Origin of the sequence: Actinospica robiniae DSM 44927 (assembly GCF_000504285.1) — a bacterium.
Classification (GTDB): domain Bacteria; phylum Actinomycetota; class Actinomycetes; order Streptomycetales; family Catenulisporaceae; genus Actinospica; species Actinospica robiniae.
The window spans coordinates 9,659,185-9,677,471 of the sequence record NZ_KI632511.1 but is presented as its reverse complement, the minus strand read 5'-3'; the positions used below and the strand labels follow the sequence as shown (position 1 = coordinate 9,677,471).

General features: G+C 72.4%; 12 protein-coding genes. 4 read left to right on the top strand and 8 right to left on the bottom strand.

The annotated features are described in order from the left end of the window. Window positions 1–24: 24 nt before the first annotated feature. The 3 genes from ACTRO_RS41420 to ACTRO_RS41410 form a co-directional block, all read right to left on the bottom strand. Window positions 25–2,382 (bottom strand): GNAT family N-acetyltransferase, encoded by a 2,358-nt coding sequence (locus ACTRO_RS41420; protein WP_157436739.1) that lies wholly within the window; start codon window positions 2,380–2,382, stop codon window positions 25–27. Between the two features lie 55 nt (window positions 2,383–2,437). After that, window positions 2,438–3,016: a gluconokinase gene (locus ACTRO_RS41415; protein WP_051452194.1), complete on the bottom strand. Its 579-nt coding sequence runs from the start codon at window positions 3,014–3,016 to the stop codon at window positions 2,438–2,440. Between the two features lie 71 nt (window positions 3,017–3,087). Beyond that, on the bottom strand, window positions 3,088–3,687 hold the full coding sequence (locus ACTRO_RS41410; RefSeq protein ID WP_051452193.1) for an HdeD family acid-resistance protein: 600 nt from the start codon (window positions 3,685–3,687) through the stop codon (window positions 3,088–3,090). Between the two features lie 162 nt (window positions 3,688–3,849). Here ACTRO_RS41410 and ACTRO_RS41405 point away from each other — a divergent pair, with 162 nt between their 5' ends. Beyond that, the gene (locus ACTRO_RS41405) at window positions 3,850–6,420 is read left to right on the top strand and encodes an ATP-dependent Clp protease ATP-binding subunit (RefSeq protein WP_084316934.1); all 2,571 of its coding nucleotides are present in this window, start codon (window positions 3,850–3,852) and stop codon (window positions 6,418–6,420) included. 43 nt (window positions 6,421–6,463) lie between these two features. Here the strand turns inward: ACTRO_RS41405 and ACTRO_RS41400 are convergent, their stop codons facing one another. Further along, window positions 6,464–7,165, bottom strand: coding sequence for a TetR/AcrR family transcriptional regulator (locus ACTRO_RS41400; protein WP_034271979.1), 702 nt, complete (start codon window positions 7,163–7,165; stop codon window positions 6,464–6,466). 127 nt (window positions 7,166–7,292) lie between these two features. Here ACTRO_RS41400 and ACTRO_RS41395 point away from each other — a divergent pair, with 127 nt between their 5' ends. From ACTRO_RS41395 to ACTRO_RS41385, 3 genes are all read left to right on the top strand, one after another. Then, window positions 7,293–8,528: a saccharopine dehydrogenase family protein gene (locus ACTRO_RS41395; RefSeq protein WP_034271977.1), complete on the top strand. Its 1,236-nt coding sequence runs from the start codon at window positions 7,293–7,295 to the stop codon at window positions 8,526–8,528. A gap of 60 nt (window positions 8,529–8,588) precedes the next feature. Further along, on the top strand, window positions 8,589–9,785 hold the full coding sequence (locus tag ACTRO_RS41390; protein WP_034271975.1) for a HEAT repeat domain-containing protein: 1,197 nt from the start codon (window positions 8,589–8,591) through the stop codon (window positions 9,783–9,785). Window positions 9,786–9,939: 154 nt separating this feature from the next. After that, a complete protein-coding gene (locus ACTRO_RS41385) occupies window positions 9,940–12,096 on the top strand; it encodes a protein kinase family protein (RefSeq protein WP_034271973.1) in 2,157 nt (718 codons plus the stop codon). A 28-nt stretch (window positions 12,097–12,124) separates the two neighbouring features. Here ACTRO_RS41385 and ACTRO_RS41380 read toward each other — a convergent pair whose 3' ends face one another. From ACTRO_RS41380 to ACTRO_RS41365, 4 genes are all read right to left on the bottom strand, one after another. Next, window positions 12,125–14,269 carry a 4Fe-4S dicluster domain-containing protein gene (locus tag ACTRO_RS41380; protein WP_034271971.1) on the bottom strand — a complete coding sequence of 715 codons (2,145 nt, stop codon included), beginning with the start codon at window positions 14,267–14,269 and terminating at the stop codon, window positions 12,125–12,127. Further along, window positions 14,270–15,289 (bottom strand): electron transfer flavoprotein subunit alpha/FixB family protein, encoded by a 1,020-nt coding sequence (locus ACTRO_RS41375; RefSeq protein ID WP_169740030.1) that lies wholly within the window; start codon window positions 15,287–15,289, stop codon window positions 14,270–14,272. 58 nt (window positions 15,290–15,347) lie between these two features. After that, window positions 15,348–16,115: an electron transfer flavoprotein subunit beta/FixA family protein gene (locus ACTRO_RS41370; RefSeq protein ID WP_051452191.1), complete on the bottom strand. Its 768-nt coding sequence runs from the start codon at window positions 16,113–16,115 to the stop codon at window positions 15,348–15,350. Between the two features lie 1,505 nt (window positions 16,116–17,620). Then, window positions 17,621–18,208: a GNAT family N-acetyltransferase gene (locus ACTRO_RS41365; RefSeq protein WP_034271969.1), complete on the bottom strand. Its 588-nt coding sequence runs from the start codon at window positions 18,206–18,208 to the stop codon at window positions 17,621–17,623. Window positions 18,209–18,287: the final 79 nt, after the last annotated feature.

Sequence of the window (18,287 nt, the reverse complement as noted above, 5' to 3'; positions counted from 1 at the left end):
TCTCATCTCCCTCGTTCCACGGGTTCATTCCACCGGCGCGGGCCGCAGCCGCCGCAGGTGCGGGTTTCCGGCCTCCAGCGGCGCGAGCGCCAGCTGCACCGCGCACACGCGCAGGCCGTCGGTGTCGATCCGGACCGAGGCGGCCTCCGGGCAGCGGTCCACCAGCGTCGCGATCCGCCCGACCAGGTCGGCCAGCTGCGGGCCGGGCCGCCCGGCGACCCGTTCGGCCAGCTCCGCCACCTCCCGGGCGCCGGCCGGGACCAGCAGGATCCGGCCGGTGCGGTCGCGGTCCCCGGCGAGGGTGAGTACGGGCCCGAAGATCGGGTCCTGCCACGCCGTGAGCCGAGCCATACTTCCTTGCGCCGCAACGCCTTCTTCGACGCTCAGGCCACTGACACCGAGCGCGGCGAGCAACGCGGAGCTCTCGTCCTGCGCCAACTCCGCACCGTCGGGGTCGAGCGCCAGCCGCTGCTCGATCAGCGTCCTGACGCTGACGAGATCCACCCCGGCGGGCACCTGTGCGTACTCCTCGGCGCGGCCGGCCGATTCCGCCGCGCGCACCAGCGCGGCCAGCGCGTTCGCGGCGGTGGCGGCGTCGTTGTAGCTCGGCACGGGTCGGAAGGTCTCCGGGCCGGAGCCGGCCCGCCGCACCGCGACCGACTCGGGCTGGTCCACGTACACCGCGAGCAGGACGGCCTCCGGCGGCAGCAGATCGGCCACCTCGCTCAGCCCGACCGGCTCCGGCAGGGTGGGCGCGAGCGCGACCAGCACCGCCTCCGGCGCGGGCCGGAGCGCGGCGACGGCCTCGGCCAGCATCGCGCCGTCGGCCTTCGGCGTCAGGTCGCGCGCCTCGATCACGTCCAGCCCCGCCTTCAGGCAGGCCTGCGCGGCCAGGCTGACCATGCCCTGGGTGTTACCCAGCACCGCCACCCGGCGCCCGGCCGGCCGCGGCTGTTGCGCGGCCAGCGCGGCCGCGCACACCAGCGCGCCGAGCGAGGGCACCGCGATGATCCCGGCCTGGGCGTAGAGCGCGGTGCGCGCCGCGCTGGCCGACTGCTCCGGATCGACCGCGAGCAGCGGGATCCGGCGGGAGAGCCGCCGGGCGGTGCGGGCGAACTTGCGCGGATTGCCGAAGGACTGCACGTGCAGCAGCCCGAACCGGGTCTGCGGGTCCTGCTCCCACAGCAGCAGCAGGTCGTTCGCGCTGACGTCGTACTTCTCCCCCACCGCGGCGAAGCAGCTCACGCCGATGCCGAGCCGGTCGAGGTGGCTGAGCAGCGCGAGCCCGACCCCGCCGGACTGCACGGCCACCCCGGCCGGCCCCGGCAGCGGCGCCTTCGCCGAGAGCAGGGCGCTGAGGCGCCGGGCCCCGCGCGGGTTGGCCACGCCCAGGCTGCCCGGCCCGACCAGCCGCATCCCGGCCTCGTGGCAGACCTCGAGCAGCTCCCGCCCGACCGCCGGTTCGAACCCGACCGCGGTCACGATCAGGGCCTTGACGCCCCAGGCGGCGCAGCGCCGGGCCGCGTCGAGCGCCTGCTCGGGCGGGGTGGTGACCACGGCGAGCTCCGGCGGCGCGGTGATCAGCGCGGGATGCGGCGCGTTGCGGGCCCGCGGATCGCGCTCGTCGCCCGGGGCGGCGTGGTAGACCGGCCCGGGGAAGGGTTCGAGGTCGCGCAGCAGCCGCCGGGTCGGACCGTCGTTCGCGTCTCCGACCACGACCACCGCGCGCGGTTCGAGCAGGGCCCGCAGACTCGCCTCGTCGGCGACCCGCTCCCGCCCGGCCGCGGCGTCGGCCAGGAAGGCCCGGGCCGCCGAGTCGAGATCGAGGTCGATGGTCAGCACGCAGTCCCCGCCCTCCCAGTCCCGGGTGACCGGCACGCCGAGGGCGACGAAGACCCCGAGCATGGTCCGGTTGTCCCCCTGGGTGACCGCGACCAGCCGGCGCAGTCCGGCGCGCTCGGCGGCCAGCAGCAGGTGCTCGGCGAGCAGCGTGGCCACGCCGCGCCCGTGCAGCCGGTCGGCGACGGCGAAGGCGACCTCCGCGTCCGGCGAGCGCTTGACCCGGTACCAGTCCGCCAGCCCGACGACCTCGCCCTCGAGCAGCGCGAGCAGGGCTCCGTGCGTCGGCCCGGCGCCGTGGTCCCGGACCGGGGCGCACACCGCGTCGGCCAGCCGGCGGCCCGGATCGCTGGGCGCGCCGAAGAAGCGGCGGTAGAGGCTGTCCGGGCCCAGGCTCTCGACGAAGTCGTGCACGAGCTGCCAGTCCTCGGGCGTGGCGGCCCGCAGCCGCACGGCTCGGCCGTCGGCGAGGAGCGCGTAGGCGTCGGCGCGGGTCCGTTCGGCCGGCGCCGGGGCCGGTTCTCGAGGCGGCGCTGCGGTCACCCGCACCACGATGTCAGACTCTTGGCCCGCGCGGGCGCAGGACGGACGGCGCGGATCAGCGTGCCGCGCCCAGCGCCAGGGCGAGATCGACGATCCGCTCGGGCGTGGTGGCCGCGTCGACCGGGATGCTCAGCACGCCGTCCTCGGCGGCGGGCGGCTCGAGGTCGCGGTACTGGGTCTCTAGGAGCCGGGCCGGGAAGAAGTGCCCCTCCCGGTGGCTCAGCCGGGCGGCGACCACGTCGAAGGGGACGTCGAGGTAGACCACGCGCACCTGCGGGCGGCCGGTGCGCAGTATCTCGCGGTAGGTGTGCTTGAGCGCCGAGCAGGTGACCACGGCCGGCTCGCCCGCGGCCGAGACCTCGTCGATCCACGCGCCGATGGCCTCCAGCCAGGGCTCGCGGTCGGCGTCGTCGAGCGGGTGGCCCGCGGCCATCTTGGCCACGTTCGCGGCGGGGTGGAAGTCGTCGGCCTCGGCGTAGCGCCAGCCGAGGCGCTGGGCGAGCAGGTTGCCCACCGTGGTCTTGCCGCTGCCGGAGACCCCCATCACCAGGATCACCGGGGGCGGCCCGCCGGCGTGCGCCGGCTGCGAGGTGGTCGAGGCGGGCGACGCGGACTCGGGTACGGCGGGGCTCAAGCTGACTCCTTCGGGTGATCCGCGACCATCTTAGGCCGCGCCCGAAGGCCTCCCGTACGCGGGAGTGCGGGTCACACGCCGGCGGGCAGGTGCTTCGCCTCGGACCGCAGCCGCAGCGCCGTCCACCCCTCGACCGCGCCCATGAACAGCAGCCAGATGCCGACCAGCAGCGCGAGCGCCCAGATCGAGGTGAGCGGCGCCACCAGCACCACGATGCCCGCGATGATGATGATCAGGCCGGCGAAGATCTGCCAGCCGCTCGCCGGCATGGCCGGGTCGGAGGTCGAGGAGATCAGCAGCGAGAAGCCGCGGAAGAGCCAGCTGATCCCGATCCACAGCGCCAGCAGCAGGATCGACTCCAGCGGCCCGCGCAGGCAGAAGATGCCCAGCAGGATCGAGAGCGCGCCGCTGACGAAGGCGAGCACCCGCATCGAGGTCTCCGCGTGCGTGCCGAAGGAGGCGGCCACCTGCGCGATCCCGCTGATCAGCAGGTAGAGGCCGAAGATCACGCCGACCACGTGCAGGGTCGCGTGCGGCCAGGTCAGCACGATCAGGCCGAGCACGAACGAAGCCACCGCGATCGCCAGCACGATCTGCCAGGCGCTGTGCGCCAACTGCTGCAACGGACCGGGCATCGGGCCGGTCCCGCTCTTGCTCGTCATGCCGTCCATGGACCCAGCTTGCGGCCGGTCCGCGGCCTTCGCCATCCGGGGCCGGGCCGCCCCGTCCCCGGATGGCGCAAGCCGCCGGGCGGCGCGCCTCGCGCAGGAGTTGAGTGAGCTCAGCGCGCCCGCGCCCCCGTCGCGCATCGGAAAGATCCGAAAGGCCCGGCCATGTCCCTCTCGTCATTCGGCTCCCCCGGCGAGGATCCGTTCAACGATCTGCTCAACCGCTTCTTCGGGATGTCCGCGGGCAGCCGGCCGCCGGCCGTGCAGCGGGTGCCGATCGGGCGGCTGCTGACCGAATCGGCCCGCGAACTGCTCGCCCGCGCGTCGCTGCGGGCGCAGGAGGACGGCAGCGAGGACCTCGACACCGAGCACCTGCTGTGGGCCTCGACCCAGACCGAGCCGACCCGCACCCTGCTGCGGCGCGCCAAGATCGACCCGGACGTGCTCGGCAGCGCCGTGGCCGAGGCGCTGCCCGGGGAGTCGGGCACCCCGTCGGCCGAGCCGGGCCTGACCCCGGCGGCCAAGCGCGCGCTGATCGGCGCGCACGCCCGGTCGCAGGCGGCGCAGGTCTCCTACGTGGGGCCGGAGCACATCCTGGCCGCGCTGCTCGAAGACCCCGACTCCGGCGTCGGCCGGTTCCTGGCCGACCGGCGCGTCGACCCGGAGGAGCTCACCCGGCAGTTCGAAGCGGAGCCGGGCCAGGCCGCGGGCCGGCCGCCGGCCCGCGAGAGCGAGACCCCGACCCTGGACGACTACGGCCGCGACCTGACCGCCGAGGCGCGCGAAGGCAGGCTCGACCCGGTGGTCGGCCGGGCCGAGGAGATCGAGCAGACGGTCGAGATCCTCTCCCGCCGTTCGAAGAACAACCCGGTGCTGATCGGCGAGCCGGGCGTGGGCAAGACCGCGATCGTGGAGGGCCTGGCCCAGCGGATCGTGGCCGGCGAGGTGCCGGCGACGCTCGAGGGCCGCCGGGTGGTGGCGCTGGACGTGGCCGGGCTGGTCGCGGGCGCGAAGTACCGCGGCGAGTTCGAGGAGCGGCTCAAGAACGTGATCGCCGAGGTCGGAAGGGCGCAGGACTCGACCATCCTGTTCATCGACGAGCTGCACACGGTGGTCGGCGCGGGCGCCGGCGGCGAGAGCTCGATGGACGCGGGCAACATCCTCAAGCCCGCCCTCGCCCGCGGCGAGCTGCACGTGGTCGGGGCGACCACGGTGGACGAGTACCGACGCAACATCGAGAAGGACGCCGCGTTGGAACGGCGCTTCCAGCCGGTGCTGATCCCCGAGCCGAGTGTGGACGAGACCGTGCAGATCCTCGAGGGTCTGCGCGACGCCTACGAGGCCCACCACCAGGTGCGCTTCAGCGACGCGGCGCTCGGCGCGGCGGCGCAGCTCTCGGACCGCTACATCTCCGACCGCTTCCTGCCGGACAAGGCGATCGACCTGATCGACCAGGCCGGCGCGCGGGCGCGGCTGCGCTCCTCCGGCAAGTCCGCCGAGGTGGTCTCCCGCGAGGACCGCATCGCCCGGCTCGGGCGGGAGCGGGACCAGGCGGTGGCGGCCGAGGACTACGCCCGGGCGGCCGAGATCAAGGAGAAGATCGGCCAGGTCAAGGCCGAGCTCGCCGGGATCGGGGAGCGGCGCGAGGGCGTGATCGAGGTGACCGCGAACGACATCGCCGAGATCCTGGCCAAGCGCACCGGCATCCCGGTCGCGCAGCTGACCGAGGACGAGAAGCGCCGCCTGCTCAAGCTCGAGGACGCACTGCACCAGCGGGTGATCGGCCAGGACGAGGCGGTCTCTGCGGTGGCCGAGGCGGTGCGGCGCAACCGGTCCGGGATGGGCGACGCGGACCGCCCGGTCGGCTCGTTCCTCTTCCTCGGTCCGACCGGGGTGGGCAAGACCGAGCTGGCCAAGGCGCTCGCGCAGCTGCTGTTCGGCGACGAGGACCGGATGATCCGGTTCGACATGAGCGAGTTCCAGGAGAAGCACACCGTCTCGCGTCTCGTGGGCTCCCCGCCCGGCTACGTCGGCTACGAGGACGCCGCGCAGCTGACCGACAAGGTGCGCCGCCGCCCGTACTGCGTGCTGCTGTTCGACGAGGTGGAGAAGGCACACCCGGACGTGTTCAACGTCCTGCTGCAGGTGCTCGACGACGGCCGGCTGACCGACGCCAAGGGCCGCACGGTGGACTTCCGGCACACCGTGGTGATCATGACGAGCAACCTGGGCTCGCAGCTGATCCTGGCCCATCACGGCGAGGTCGAGCAGATCCGGGACCGGCTGATGGAGACGCTCAAGGCGCGCTTCCCGCCGGAGTTCCTCAACCGCATCGACGAGATCGTGGTCTTCCACGCGCTCGGCCGGCCCGAGCTGGCGGAGATCATCGACCTCCTGCTCGACCGCAGCCGGCACCGGGTGCGGGCGCAGGGTCTGGAGCTGGAGGTCACCGACGCGGCCAAGCGGCGGCTGGTCGAGCTGGGCCACCAGCCCGAGTTCGGCGCCCGCCCGCTGCGCCGCACGCTGCAGACCCAACTGGACAACCGCCTCGCCAACCTGCTGCTCGACGGCGCCCTCGATCCGGGCGACCTGCTGCGCGCGGACATCGGCGAGGACGGGGAGATCAGGGTGACGGTCGCCAGCCCGAAGCCGGGCGGACCAGCGTCTCAGGGGACTGCTGGCCCGCCGGACGACGGCGGGGACAACGCTTTCGCCGGGAGCGTCACCGGGTCCTGAGATCTCCGGCAAAGATCTCAAGGGCCTGATCCGGTATCGACGCCTACCCGGCCGCCAGCTGCGCGGCGGCGCTCTCGAGCACCATCCGAGCGGCAGCCGGGTAGGCGCTGTCATTCATCCGCTCGGCCAGCAGCGGCGCGGTCGCGGCGAGGTGCGGGTGGGTGCTCTCCGGCAGCCGTGCGTAGGTGGAGTGCCAGATGCCGCGGTCCGAGGCGAGCGCCGGCTCGGGCAGCGCGAGCGAGGCGGCGTCGAGGGCGGCGAAGGCCAGGCACTGGTCGATGAAGACGTGGTAGACCCGGACCGCCTCCCGGTCCGGGAAGCCCGCCTGCCGCAGCGCGCCGAGGATCGCCTCGTCGGCGGCGAGTTCGTGCGCACGGCCGCTGACCCGGCTCGCGGTGAGCGCCGCCACCTGCGGGTGGGCGAGGTAGGCGGCGTGGATGCTCAGGCCGAGCCGGTAGAGGTCCTCCATCCAGTCCCCCTGCGCGCTCCAGCCGGCCAGCGCGCGCCGGATCAGCTCGTTGCCGAGCGCGAGGGTGAGGTCGTCCATGCCGCGGAAGTAGCGGTAGACCGCGCTGGCGTCGGCCCCGAGCGCGAGCCCGAGCCGCCGCGCGCTCAGTCCGGCCGCGCCGTGCTCGCGCACCATGCGCAGCGCGGTGTCCACGATCAGCTGCTCCGAGAGCACGACGCCCTGCTTGGTCGGCCGGCGCCGCCGCCTGTCGGCCTCCGCGACCACCGTTTTCGCCATTTGCGCACCTCCATGGCCGAGCTTATGCCAACACCATTGACCTGAGCCAGCCGCCCGCGTTCTGATGGAGACGCCGGCACCGAAGAGTTCCAGCGAGTCGAAACGAAGAAGAGGGCTGAGAAAAACCATGCGCATTCTGTTGGTGGGAGCGGGCGGCGTCGGCGGCGCGATCGTGCGGATCGCGGCCCGGCGCGACTACTTCGAGCAGATGACCGTCGCCGACTACGACCCGGCCCGGGCCGAGGCGGCCGCCGCCGCGGGCAACGCCGCCGACTCCGCGCACGCCGGCCGTTTCGCCGCCGCCCGCGTCGACGCGTCCGACGAGGCCGCGGTGGCCGCGCTGCTGGCCGAGCACCGCTGCGACGTGCTGCTCAACGCCACCGACCCGCGGTTCGTGCTGCCGCTGTTCGGGGCCGCCGCCAAGGCCGGCGCGCACTACCTCGACATGGCCATGTCGCTCTCGCGCCCGCACCCGGACCGTCCGTATGACGAATGCGGCGTCAAACTCGGCGACGAGCAGTTCGAGCAGGCCGAGGAGTGGGCCCGGGCCGGCCGGCTGGCGCTGGTGGGCATGGGCGTCGAGCCGGGCCTGTCCGACGTCTTCGCCCGGTACGCCGCGGACGAGCTGTTCGACGAGATCGACGAGGTCGGCGTGCGCGACGGCGCGAACCTGACCGTCGACGGGTACGAGTTCGCCCCCTCCTTCAGTATCTGGACCACGATCGAGGAGTGCCTGAACCCGCCGGTCGTCTACGAGCGCGACCGCGGCTGGTTCACCACGCCGCCGTTCAGCGAGCCCGAGGTCTTCGACTTCCCCGAGGGCATCGGCCCGGTGGAGTGCGTGAACGTCGAGCACGAGGAGGTGCTGCTGGTCCCGCGCTGGGTCGAGGCGAAGCGGGTGACCTTCAAGTACGGCCTCGGCGAGGACTTCATCAGCAAGCTCAAGACCCTGCGCGCGCTCGGCCTCGACCGCACCGAGCCGCTGACCGTGCGCACCGCCGACGGCGGCACCGCGCGCGTCTCCCCGCGCGACGTCGTCGCCGCCGCCCTGCCCGACCCGGCCGCGCTGGGCGAGCTGATGCACGGCAAGACCTGCGCGGGCACCTGGGTGTCCGGTACCAAGGACGGCGCGCACCGCGAGGTCTACCTGTACCACGTGGTCGACAATCAGTGGTCGATGAAGGAGTACGGCTCGCAGGCGGTGGTGTGGCAGACCGCGATCAACCCCGTCGTCGCCCTCGAACTCGTCGCGCGCGGGTTGTGGCAGGGCGCCGGCGTGCTCGGGCCCGAGGCGTTCGCGCCGAAGCCGTTCCTCGATCTGCTGGTCGAGTACGGATCCCCGTGGGGCCTGCGCGAGCAGTGAGCCGGCGGGCGTTCCCGTGCGGCACGCCGCGGCAGGCTGCACGGGAATACGCTCCCGTATATGGCGCGGACTCTCGAAGAGCTCGACCGGCTGCCCGACCGGCAGGCGAAGCACGATCATGTGCACAGCCTGCTGAACCAGTCGCGCGAGACCGCGTGCGAGGTGCTGACCGATTCACTCCGGTTCCCCCATTACGGCTGGGTGCTCGACCTCGCGGTGCGGCATCTGGGCCATCTCGCCGACCCACAGGCCGTTGACATCGCCCTCGCATATCTGGAAAGCACCGAGCGTCATCGCGCCGGGTACGCGGCCCGGCTGCTGGGTCTGGCCCGGGCCGAACGTGCCGTGCCCGTACTGGCCGCGCACGTCGCGGGCGGCGCGCGCGTCGGCTCTGCTGGGCGGCCCGAGGCCTATTGGGCGCTGGAGCGTATCGGCACACCGGTGGCCCACGCCGCGCTGCTCGCCGCGGTGCGACTCACGGACCCGCGGTCCACCTACGAGCTCGCCGTCGAAGCGGTGTGCCGCGTCGGCACACCGGAGGCGGTCGACGAGGTCCTGCGGCTGAGCGCGACGACCCGCCTCATGTGGGGCTCGAACACGCTGGCCGCGGTGGCGAAGATCGCCGATGAGCGCTTCACCCCGTTCCTGCTAGAGGCCTGCGTCGGCCCGCATCGGCACATCGCGCTGGCCGGACTCGGCCGGGCGGCAAGCGAGCGCGCCATGGAGCCGCTGGGCCATATCTTCTTCACCACGCCCGACCGCCGGGAACGGCGCGTGGTCGCGGCCGCCATCGCGCACAGTTGCGCCGAGCACGAGCTGATCATGGTGCGGAACGGTCCGCGCAGGCACGACCGTGACTCCGATGCGCTGCTCTGGCGCGACATCGCCTGGCTGCTCGGCCAGGTCGTCCGCACCGATTCCCAATGGCATCGGGATGCGAAGTACCAGGCGAGACTGCTGTGTGCGGAGTTGCTCGAACACGACGACCCGCTGGTCCGGGCACAGGCCGCCCGCTCGCTCACGCGGCTCGGCAGGTCAGAGCACTCGGTGCCGCACCTCGAGCAGCGTCGGCCGATCCCCGGACTGCTCTCCGGCCTGCTCGCCGACCCGTCGTACCGGGTCCGGGCCGCCGCTGGCGCCGCACTCGCCTCAGTCGGGACGAAGGCCGCGCTGCCGCGGCTGCGTGAGGTCGCGATCGAGGACGCAGTGGCCTGCGTGCGGGACGCGGCCGGGGCGGCGGTCCGGCGTCTGGCGTAGCGTCAGCCGATGATCGAATACCGATTTGGGTGAGGTCTGCGGGAGCGGTGATGCGCCAGGTCACCCCGCGATGCAAGACCGTGACACACGCGACGGTATCGATTGGGAGACGCCCATTTCGCGCGGGCCGCGAAAGGCGGCAGAATGCGCGCTTGTGATCGGCATATCAGAAGGCATCGTCCTCGCGGACCGGTACCGGCTCACCCGGCGGCAGAGCGAGCGCGAGACCGGGGCGTCCTGGATCGCGGTGGACCTGGAGACAGGTTCGGACGTCTGGGTTCAATTCGCCGACCACGGGGGGCTCGCTCAGGCGGCCGATACCATCCGTGGTCTTATCAGTAACAGTACATCCTCCGTTGCGGCCGCGCTGCCGAGCGTGCTCGACACCGGCGAGCTGAGGATGATCGTGGACTCGCGCGCCATCGCCGCCGTTCGCGGCGGCGCGGAGGCCTATGCCACGCACGTCGAGATCGTCATCGAGTTCGTGGTGATCAAGCCGCTGGCGGGCCGCGGCCTGCCGGCCAAGATCCAGCGCAAGGCGCTGCCGCCGGCCGAGGCGCTGGCGATCGCGGCCACGCTGGCCGGCGCGCTGGACGCGGCGCTGCCCGCGGGCGGCTCGCACGGCTGGCTCGGCTCCTGGTCGGTCTGGCTGGTACGCAGAGGTGGCTGCGTGCTGGACCTGGCCCTCGGCCTCGCCTTCCCGGACGGCTCGGTGATCGAGCTGGAGCAGCAGGTCACCGGCTACTTCGCGCCGGAGCGTTTCGCCGTCGCGGGCGCGGCGGCCACCGGCGGAGCCGCCGGGACCGCGGTCGGCAGCGGATCGAAGGCCACTGAGGCGGCCGACGTGTACGCGCTGGGCTGGATGGTCTACGAGATGCTCGTCGGCCACGCCGAGCTGGTGGCCGAGTACGAGCGCCTGGTGGCGGGCGCCGGCGCGGTGACCACGGTCGAACTGCTGGCGCTGTGGCGCGCCCGGGCCCGGGTGCACCTGACCGAGCTCGTCGAGGCCGACTCGGCGCTCGCGGTGCTGGTGCTCGCGTGCCTGGCGGAGAACGCGGCCGCGCGGCCGAACCTCGCCGCCTTCGGCGAGCGCGCCCGCGGCGCCGCGAAGGGGCTGGCCGGCGTCGCACCGCTGGTGGTGCCGGTGGCCCGCACGCGCGCGGCGGCAGTGGCGGAGGTCGCTGCTGTCGCGGCCGCCGCAGCGGCCGTGGAAGGCGCCGAGGTCGCGGAAGCGGCGGAGGCGGGCATCGCAGCGGCCGAGGTCGCGGCGGCGGCTGCCGTCGTCGGGGCCGGAGTGCTGGCGGGGGAGGCCTTGGCGGCTGAGGGTGTCTCAGGTGCCGGGACCGGAATCGAAACCGGCAGCGGAATCGAAGCCGGCAGCGGAATCGCGGAGGCCGGGCAGGCCGCCGAGTTCTCCGAGGTCGCCGAGGTCGCAGACGTCTCGGATACGAGCACTGAGGCGTCGGGCGTCGCGTCCGGGGCTTCGTCCCTCTCCGAGGAGGCGGCAGCCGGCGCGGTCGTCGCCGAGGCGGAGACCGTCGTGCTGGCGGCTGCCGCCCGCGCCGAGACCTTGGGCGTCGCGGCGTTCGGCGCGGAGGGCCTGGCTGGTTCCAGCAATTCCGCTGGCGCCGGCAGCTCCGTCAGCTCCAGCGCCGAGCGGGAGAAGGAAGTCGAACGGCTCTCCCACCGTGCCCGGCTCGCCACCATCGGCGGCACGGCTGCGGCCGTGGTCGCGCTCGGCGTCGGCGTCGCGGTCGGGTACTCCATCGGGCACAGCGGCAACTCGACCACGCTCACGGCGGTCGGCACGAACGCGGCCGGTCCGATCCCGAGCGCTTCGAGCAGCGCGGTCGCGGCGCCGGCGCCGACCGTCACGGTCACCGTCACGGTGACGGTCACCGAGGCGGGCGCCGCATCGCCTTCGGCTTCGCCTTCTGCCTCCGCTTCGTCGTCCGCCTCGTCCGCTGCTTCGGGGTCGGCGTCGGCCGCCGCGGGAGCGAGCTCGAGTCCGAGCACGGTCTCGTCTCCGGCCCTGCCGGCGCCGAGTTCGTCCGGCGAGGCGATCAGCGAGCTCACTCAGGAGATCCAGTACCTGCAGGGCTCCGGCCAGATCAGCGGAAGCACCGCCGGACAGCTCACCACCGCCGTCGGCACGCTGAAGAGCTCACTCGGGACGCACTCGTCCTCGAGCTCGCTCTCCAGCCTCACCTCGCTGATCAGGTCGCTGAAGAACTCCGGGCATCTGTCCGGCAACGCGGAAGTCACGCTGGAGAGCATCCTGGGCTACTTCTACGCCCAGTCCGGCAGCTGACGGGCCTTCTCGACGACAGCTGCTTGATCTACTCGTTCGGCTCGGCGGGCTGCTGCGCATCCGTGCTCTTCCGCACGGAGCGCAGCAGCACCTCCGACACGTCCGTCACCCGCAGCTCCTCGTTCGCCTTGCCCTGCTGCTTGCGGGAGGCGACGCCGTCGGTCAGCATCACGATGCAGTAGGGGCAGGCGGCCGTCACCAGGTCCGGGTCGGTGCCGAGCGCCTCGTCGGTGCGGGTCTCGTTGATCCGGCTGCCGATCGTCTCCTCCATCCACATCCGGGCGCCGCCGGCGCCGCAGCAGAAGGACCGCTCGCGGTTGCGCGGCATCTCGGTCAGCCGCAGGCCGGGGACGGCGCCGAGGATCTCCCGGGGCGGGCTGAACACGCGGTTGTGCCGGCCGAGGTAGCACGGGTCGTGGTAGGTCACGTTCAGCTCCACCGGCTCGACCGGGGTGAGTCTGCCTTCGGCCACCAGCTTCGCCAGCAGCTCGGTGTGGTGCACGACCTCGTACACGCCGCCCAGCTTCGGGTACTCGTTCGCCAGGGTATTGAAACAGTGGGCGCAGGTGACCACGATCTTGCGCGCGCCGACCTCGTTGAGCGTCTCCACGTTCTGCTTCGCCAGCTCCTGGAACAGCAGCTCCTGGCCGAGCCGGCGGGCCGCGTCGCCGGTGCAGGTCTCGCCGGTGCCGAGCACCATGAATCCGACCCCGGCTTCGTGCAGCAGCTCGGCGACGGTGCGGCTGGTCTTCTTGGCGTTGTCGTCGAGGGCGCCGGCGCAGCCGACCCAGAACAGGTACTCGACGTCGTCGGGCAGCCGCTCCTCGCCGCCGTCGCCGAACACGCGCACCTCGAACGGCAGGCCCTGGGCCCACTCGAGCCGCGCCTTCGCACCGCGGCCCCACGGGTCGCCCTTGCGTTCGAGGTTGCGCAGCATGCCCTGCGCCTCGTGCGGGAACTCGGACTCGATCATGACCTGGTAGCGGCGCATGTCGACGATGTGGTCCACGTGCTCGATGTCGACCGGGCACTGCTCCACGCAGGCTCCGCAGGTCACGCACGACCAGAGCACGTCCGGATCGATCACGCCGTTCACGTCCGCGGAGCCGACGAGCGGACGTTCGGCCTCGGCTCGGACGGCTTCCGGCAGCGCGGCGCGCTCCTCGTCCGAGGAGGCGAGCAGGTACGGCGCCTTGGCCAGGGCATGGTCGCGCAGACCCATAATCAACAGCTTGGGACTCAGTGGCTTGTCCGTGTTCCAGGCCGGGCACTGGGACTGGCAGCGCCCGCATTCGGTGCAGGTGGCGAAGTCGAGCAGGCCCTTCCAGGTGAAGTCCTCGATCGCGCCGCGACCGATCTTGTCCTCCTCCCCCGGGTCCTCGAAGTCGACCTCCTTGCCGGCCGAGTAGACCGGCAGCAGCGGACCGAGCGCGCGGGGGCGCCGGGAGAAGGCGATGTTGAACGGCGCGAGGAAGATGTGCAGGTGCTTGGAGTTGACCACCAGCACCAGGAACGCGAGCACGACGCCGAGGGAGAGCAGGATGCCCGTGGTCTCGAGCACGTCGTTCGCCGTGCGGCCGGCCGGGCGCAGCACGTCGGCGGCGAGTTCGGAGGCGAAGGCGCCGTGGCGGTAGGGGAAGTAGCCGGTGTTGATCTGGGCGCCGCGGTAGAGCAGCAGCGTCCACATCACGTTGAAGATCATGAACAGCACCAGCCAGGCCGCGCCGAGGTGCGAGCCGGAGAAACGGGACGAGCGGCCCTCCCGGCGCGGGGACTGGCGCAGCCGGATCGCGGCGAAGGCGACCAGGCCCGCCAGCACCGCCACGATGAAGAAGTCCTCGAGGAAGCCGAGCCAGGTGTCCGTCCCGATCAGCGGGATGTGGAAATCCCGTTGGAACAGCGCGCCGTAGCCCTCCACGATGGTGGCGCCGAGGATGACGAACCCCCAGAACACGGCGAAGTGCGCCGCGCCCGCGCCGGTCCATTTCAGCAGTTCGCGTTGCCCGAAGACCTCGGTGACCACGGCCCACAATCGCCGGCCGGCGTCCGCGGTGCGCCCCGGGTCGGCCGGCTGCCCGGTCCGGCCCAGCCGGTAGAGCGTGAGCACCCGGCGGGCGGCCAGACCGAAGGCGGCCACGGTCAGGACCAGGCCGAGGATGAGTCGTACGAGCACTTACGCCTCCGCGGGTTCGGACGGTTCGGACGGTTCGGACGGTTCAGTCGACGTGGAGCGGGCGCGGTCGCGTCGTCGCAGCTCGGCGAGCAGCGCCGGCAGTACGGCGTGCAGGTCGCCGACGACGGCGAGGTCGGCCTCGCGCAGGATCGGCGCATTCCGGTCGCGGTCCACGGCCACGACCGTGCGGGCGCCGCGGATCGCGGCACGGTGCCGCAGCGAGCCGGAGACGCCGACGGCGAGGTAGAGCCTGGGCCGGATCTGGTTGCCTGGCAAGCTGATCCGGGCGTGGTCGGGCGCCCAGCCGAGTTCGCCGGCGGTGTGCGTGGCGCCGAGGCAGCCGCCGAGCGCCCTGGCGACCTCGGCGAGCAGCGCGAACCCCTCGGCCGAGCCGACGCCGCGACCGCCGGCCACGACGACGTCGGCCTCGGTGAGGAGTCTGCCGTCGAGCGGATGCACGGGTACGCGGCGAACCAGGCGTGGGGCGCGGACTGCGGATGCCGGCGTGACGCAGAGATCTTCGACCGCTGGGCTCCGGCAGCTTCCTGCTTCAGGTTCGGCCACGACGGCGCCGGGCCGGATCGTGAGGATGGCTGGGGTTTTCACGATCGTGCTGGCGACGCGCACCCTGCCGCCGCACGTCTCCTGCAGAACGCTGATGCCCTCCGGTCCGCGATCGATTCCGACCACGTCCGTCACGATGCCCGCCTCGAGTCGCACGGCCAGCCGGCCGGCGATCTCGCGAGACGCGGCAGTGGTCGCGGGCAGCAGCACCAGCGGGGGACGTAAATGGCAGGCCGCGCCGACGACGGCGTCGAGCTCCGGAGCGCAGATCGACAGGACCCGCTCGGCGCCGTAGCGGCCGAGTTCGCCGCAGATCCGGTCGTCGACCGGTTCGGGTAGTACCGCGACGGGCGCGGCGACGCGCCGGGCGGCGGTGAGCAGCTCGGCGCTCGAGCGGCTGAGACCGCCGTCGCGGGAACGCGCGGCGAGCACCAGCACCGCGTCCGTCGAGGGCATGCGCGAACACATCTCCGTCATCGGCCTCGTTCAAACGAGACTTTCGACCAACATTCGCTCATGCGAAGCGATGTTCGACCAGGCAGTGTTCGGCTTCGAGGAAGTCGGCCAATTCCCGGGCAGCGGCTTCGGGATCCTCCACGCCGTCGATCACGCAGCCGCGCGAGCGCCGGTCCTGGACGTCGCGGACGCGGCAGACGGCGCCGGGTAGTCCGACGCGTGCCGGCTCGATGCCGAGATCGGCCAGCGACCAGCGTCGGAGCAGCTTGCCTCGAGCCTCGGCGATAGCCGGGAAGGAAGGTGTGCGCGGCGGGATGCCGCGGTCGGTGATCGCGGCCAGTGCGGGCAGCTCGCAGGCCAACTCCTCGAGCTCGTCCACTGATTCACCGCGGCAGAACGCGATGATCGAATTCTCCCTGGCACGCAACGCGTCTGCCCCACAGACCGCTGGCACACCAAGCCGTTCGGCAAGCATCAGCGGGATGACGGCAGTGCCCGAGCCGGACGAGAGGGCGCCACACAGCAGCAGGTCGAACCCGATCCGGCGCGCAGCTGCGGCGAGCACGAGGGACGTGGCGAGCGCGTCGCTGCCGTGCAACGCCTCGTCACACACTTGGACGGCGTCATCGGCGCCAAGCGCCAGCGCGGCCGACAGGGAGCGCGAGGCCTGCGGCGGGCCCATCGTCAGGACCGTGATCCGGACGTCGATACGCAGCCGGGCGATCCGCACCGCCTGCTCGACGGCGCAGCCGTCCGCCGCGTTCAGCCCGTCCCCGGGGACATGCTTGACCAGCACGACGATCCGCACCGTCCGCCTCCGCTCCATTGCGGGACAAGAGCACTGATTCGGCGCAGAGTCTAACGCGAATTGATGATCGGCTGGGTGTTGGTGGGATGTGGTGTCTTGTCGGGTCGGGGTGGTCGTCGGGGTTTGGGCGGCCGCTTCGCGTCGCCCGGTTCGTCTGACCACCCGCCCACCCGTTGCGTTGGCGGGGCGGCCTGCGGTTTCAAGATCTCGCCTCCGGCGCGGGCCCTTCCCTCGGAGAGAGTGCCGGGTTCGCGTGGGTGCTGGCGCCGGCGGGGCGGGCTGGGGTTCGGGATGGTGAGGTTGCGGGGGTGTGCTCTCTCCTCGGCCGGTCCCCGGAGGCAATCAGGAACCTGCCGGGAGGTCAAGCGGCGGAGGCTTCCGCTCATGCTCGATCTTGCATCGCGCCGCTTGACCTCCCGACAGAACCCTGACCGGGCTTCGCCTGCCCGACCGAGGAGAGAACCCACCCCCTGAGGGAGTGGTGCGAGCTGCACTCGGGCCCAGTCCCGGACCGCGGCCCGGCCGCGCTCGATCCGGAAGAATCCTGCATCGCCGCAATCCGGCCATCCCGACTCGCGATCCGCACGGTCGAGTCCCGTGTCGCGGTCGATGCGGAAGGATTCTGCATCACCTTCACCCGGCCATCCCGATCCTCGATCCGCCCGAAGGGTCAGTGCCCGGGTCGCACTTGATGTCAGATCCTGCACGGCCTCGGCGCGATCGACCCCGATCCCAGACCTCGCAGCAGAATCCCGCAAGCCGGCCGTGCACGATGCGGAAGGATTCTCCATCACCCTCGTCCGTTCGTTCCGGAGCTCACGCAACGCGCAGGATCGCGTGGCTCGGTCGCACGCCGAGGACAATTCCTGCACCGTTTTCGGCCATACCCCCGCCGCCACCTGCCCAGCCACCGCGTCCACCACCCCTCCCGTCGCAAGTCCCGATCCCCCGTACATTTCCATGCTAGACACAACCACCGACAAAAGCCGTATATCCGGCCTTTGCCGGTTAAAGAAAATCCAGGATATTTCCGGGGAACTCGGGCGCGCTCCCCGACGTTGAAAGGGGTAGAGAAGACAAGCGCAGCCCAGAACGGCGATGCACGATCGTGCATCAAGCGCGACCGGGCCACAGCACGGGACCCGGCCTGAGCGCAGCTCGCACCACTCCCCCAGGGGGTGGGCTCTCTCCTCGGTCGGGCAGGCGAAGCCCGATCAGGGTTCTGCCGGGAGGTCAAGCGGCGCGATGCATGATTCACCATCAACGGAAACCTCCGCCGCTTGACCTCCCGGCAGGTTCCTGATTGCCTCCGGGGACCGACCGAGGAGAGAGCACACACCCGACACCCGACCACCCCCAACCACAGCCCGCCCCACTAACCACACCACCCCATAGACTCCGGCATCTCTCTCCGAGAGAAGGGCCCCCGCCGGAGGCGAAAAACCCCAGCAAACCGCCGACAAGCCACTACACCCCACCAACACCCAGCCGATCGTCATCCCGCAGTAGGCCGCGCGGGCCGGTTACGGTATGCGTGTATTGATTTTGGCGTGGAGGTGCATGTCGTGCCAGCCGTCCTGGTGCAGCACCGCGCTGCGTTCGACGCCCTCGGCCTCGAAGCCGGAGGCCACGGCCACGCGGCAGGAGGCCTCGTTCGACATCGAGTGCAGCAGCCGCAGCCGGTGGAAGCCGATCTCGTCGAAGGCCCAGGCGACCACGGCGTCCAGCGCGCGGGAGGCGACGCGCCGGCCCCGGGCGGACGGCACGGTCCAGTACGCGACCTCGGCCCGGCCCTCGTGCAGGGATATCTCGCGCAGCGCGATCCGGCCGAACACGCCGCCGCCCTCGACCGGGGAGATCGCCCAGCTGGCGCCGGACTCCTCGACCCAGGTGCCGCGCCAGAAGTCGATCAGGCCCGCGGCCTCGGCCTCGTCCTTCACCCGGCGCGCGTGCCAGCGTTCGATGTCCGGGTCGGCGTACGCGGCCACCACCGCGGCGGCGTCGCCGGGCGCCCACGGCCGCAGCCGGAGATCGGCGTCGACGGGAAGCTCGGGCTGCGCGGTGCGGGCGAGCCGGCCCGCGGGGATGACCGGGGTGACGAGCGAGGGCATGGGGACATCCTCGCAGACGGCCGCGTGCGTACCCGACCGTGCCCGCCACCCTCGCCACCCGGCCCGGCGGGGGGTATCC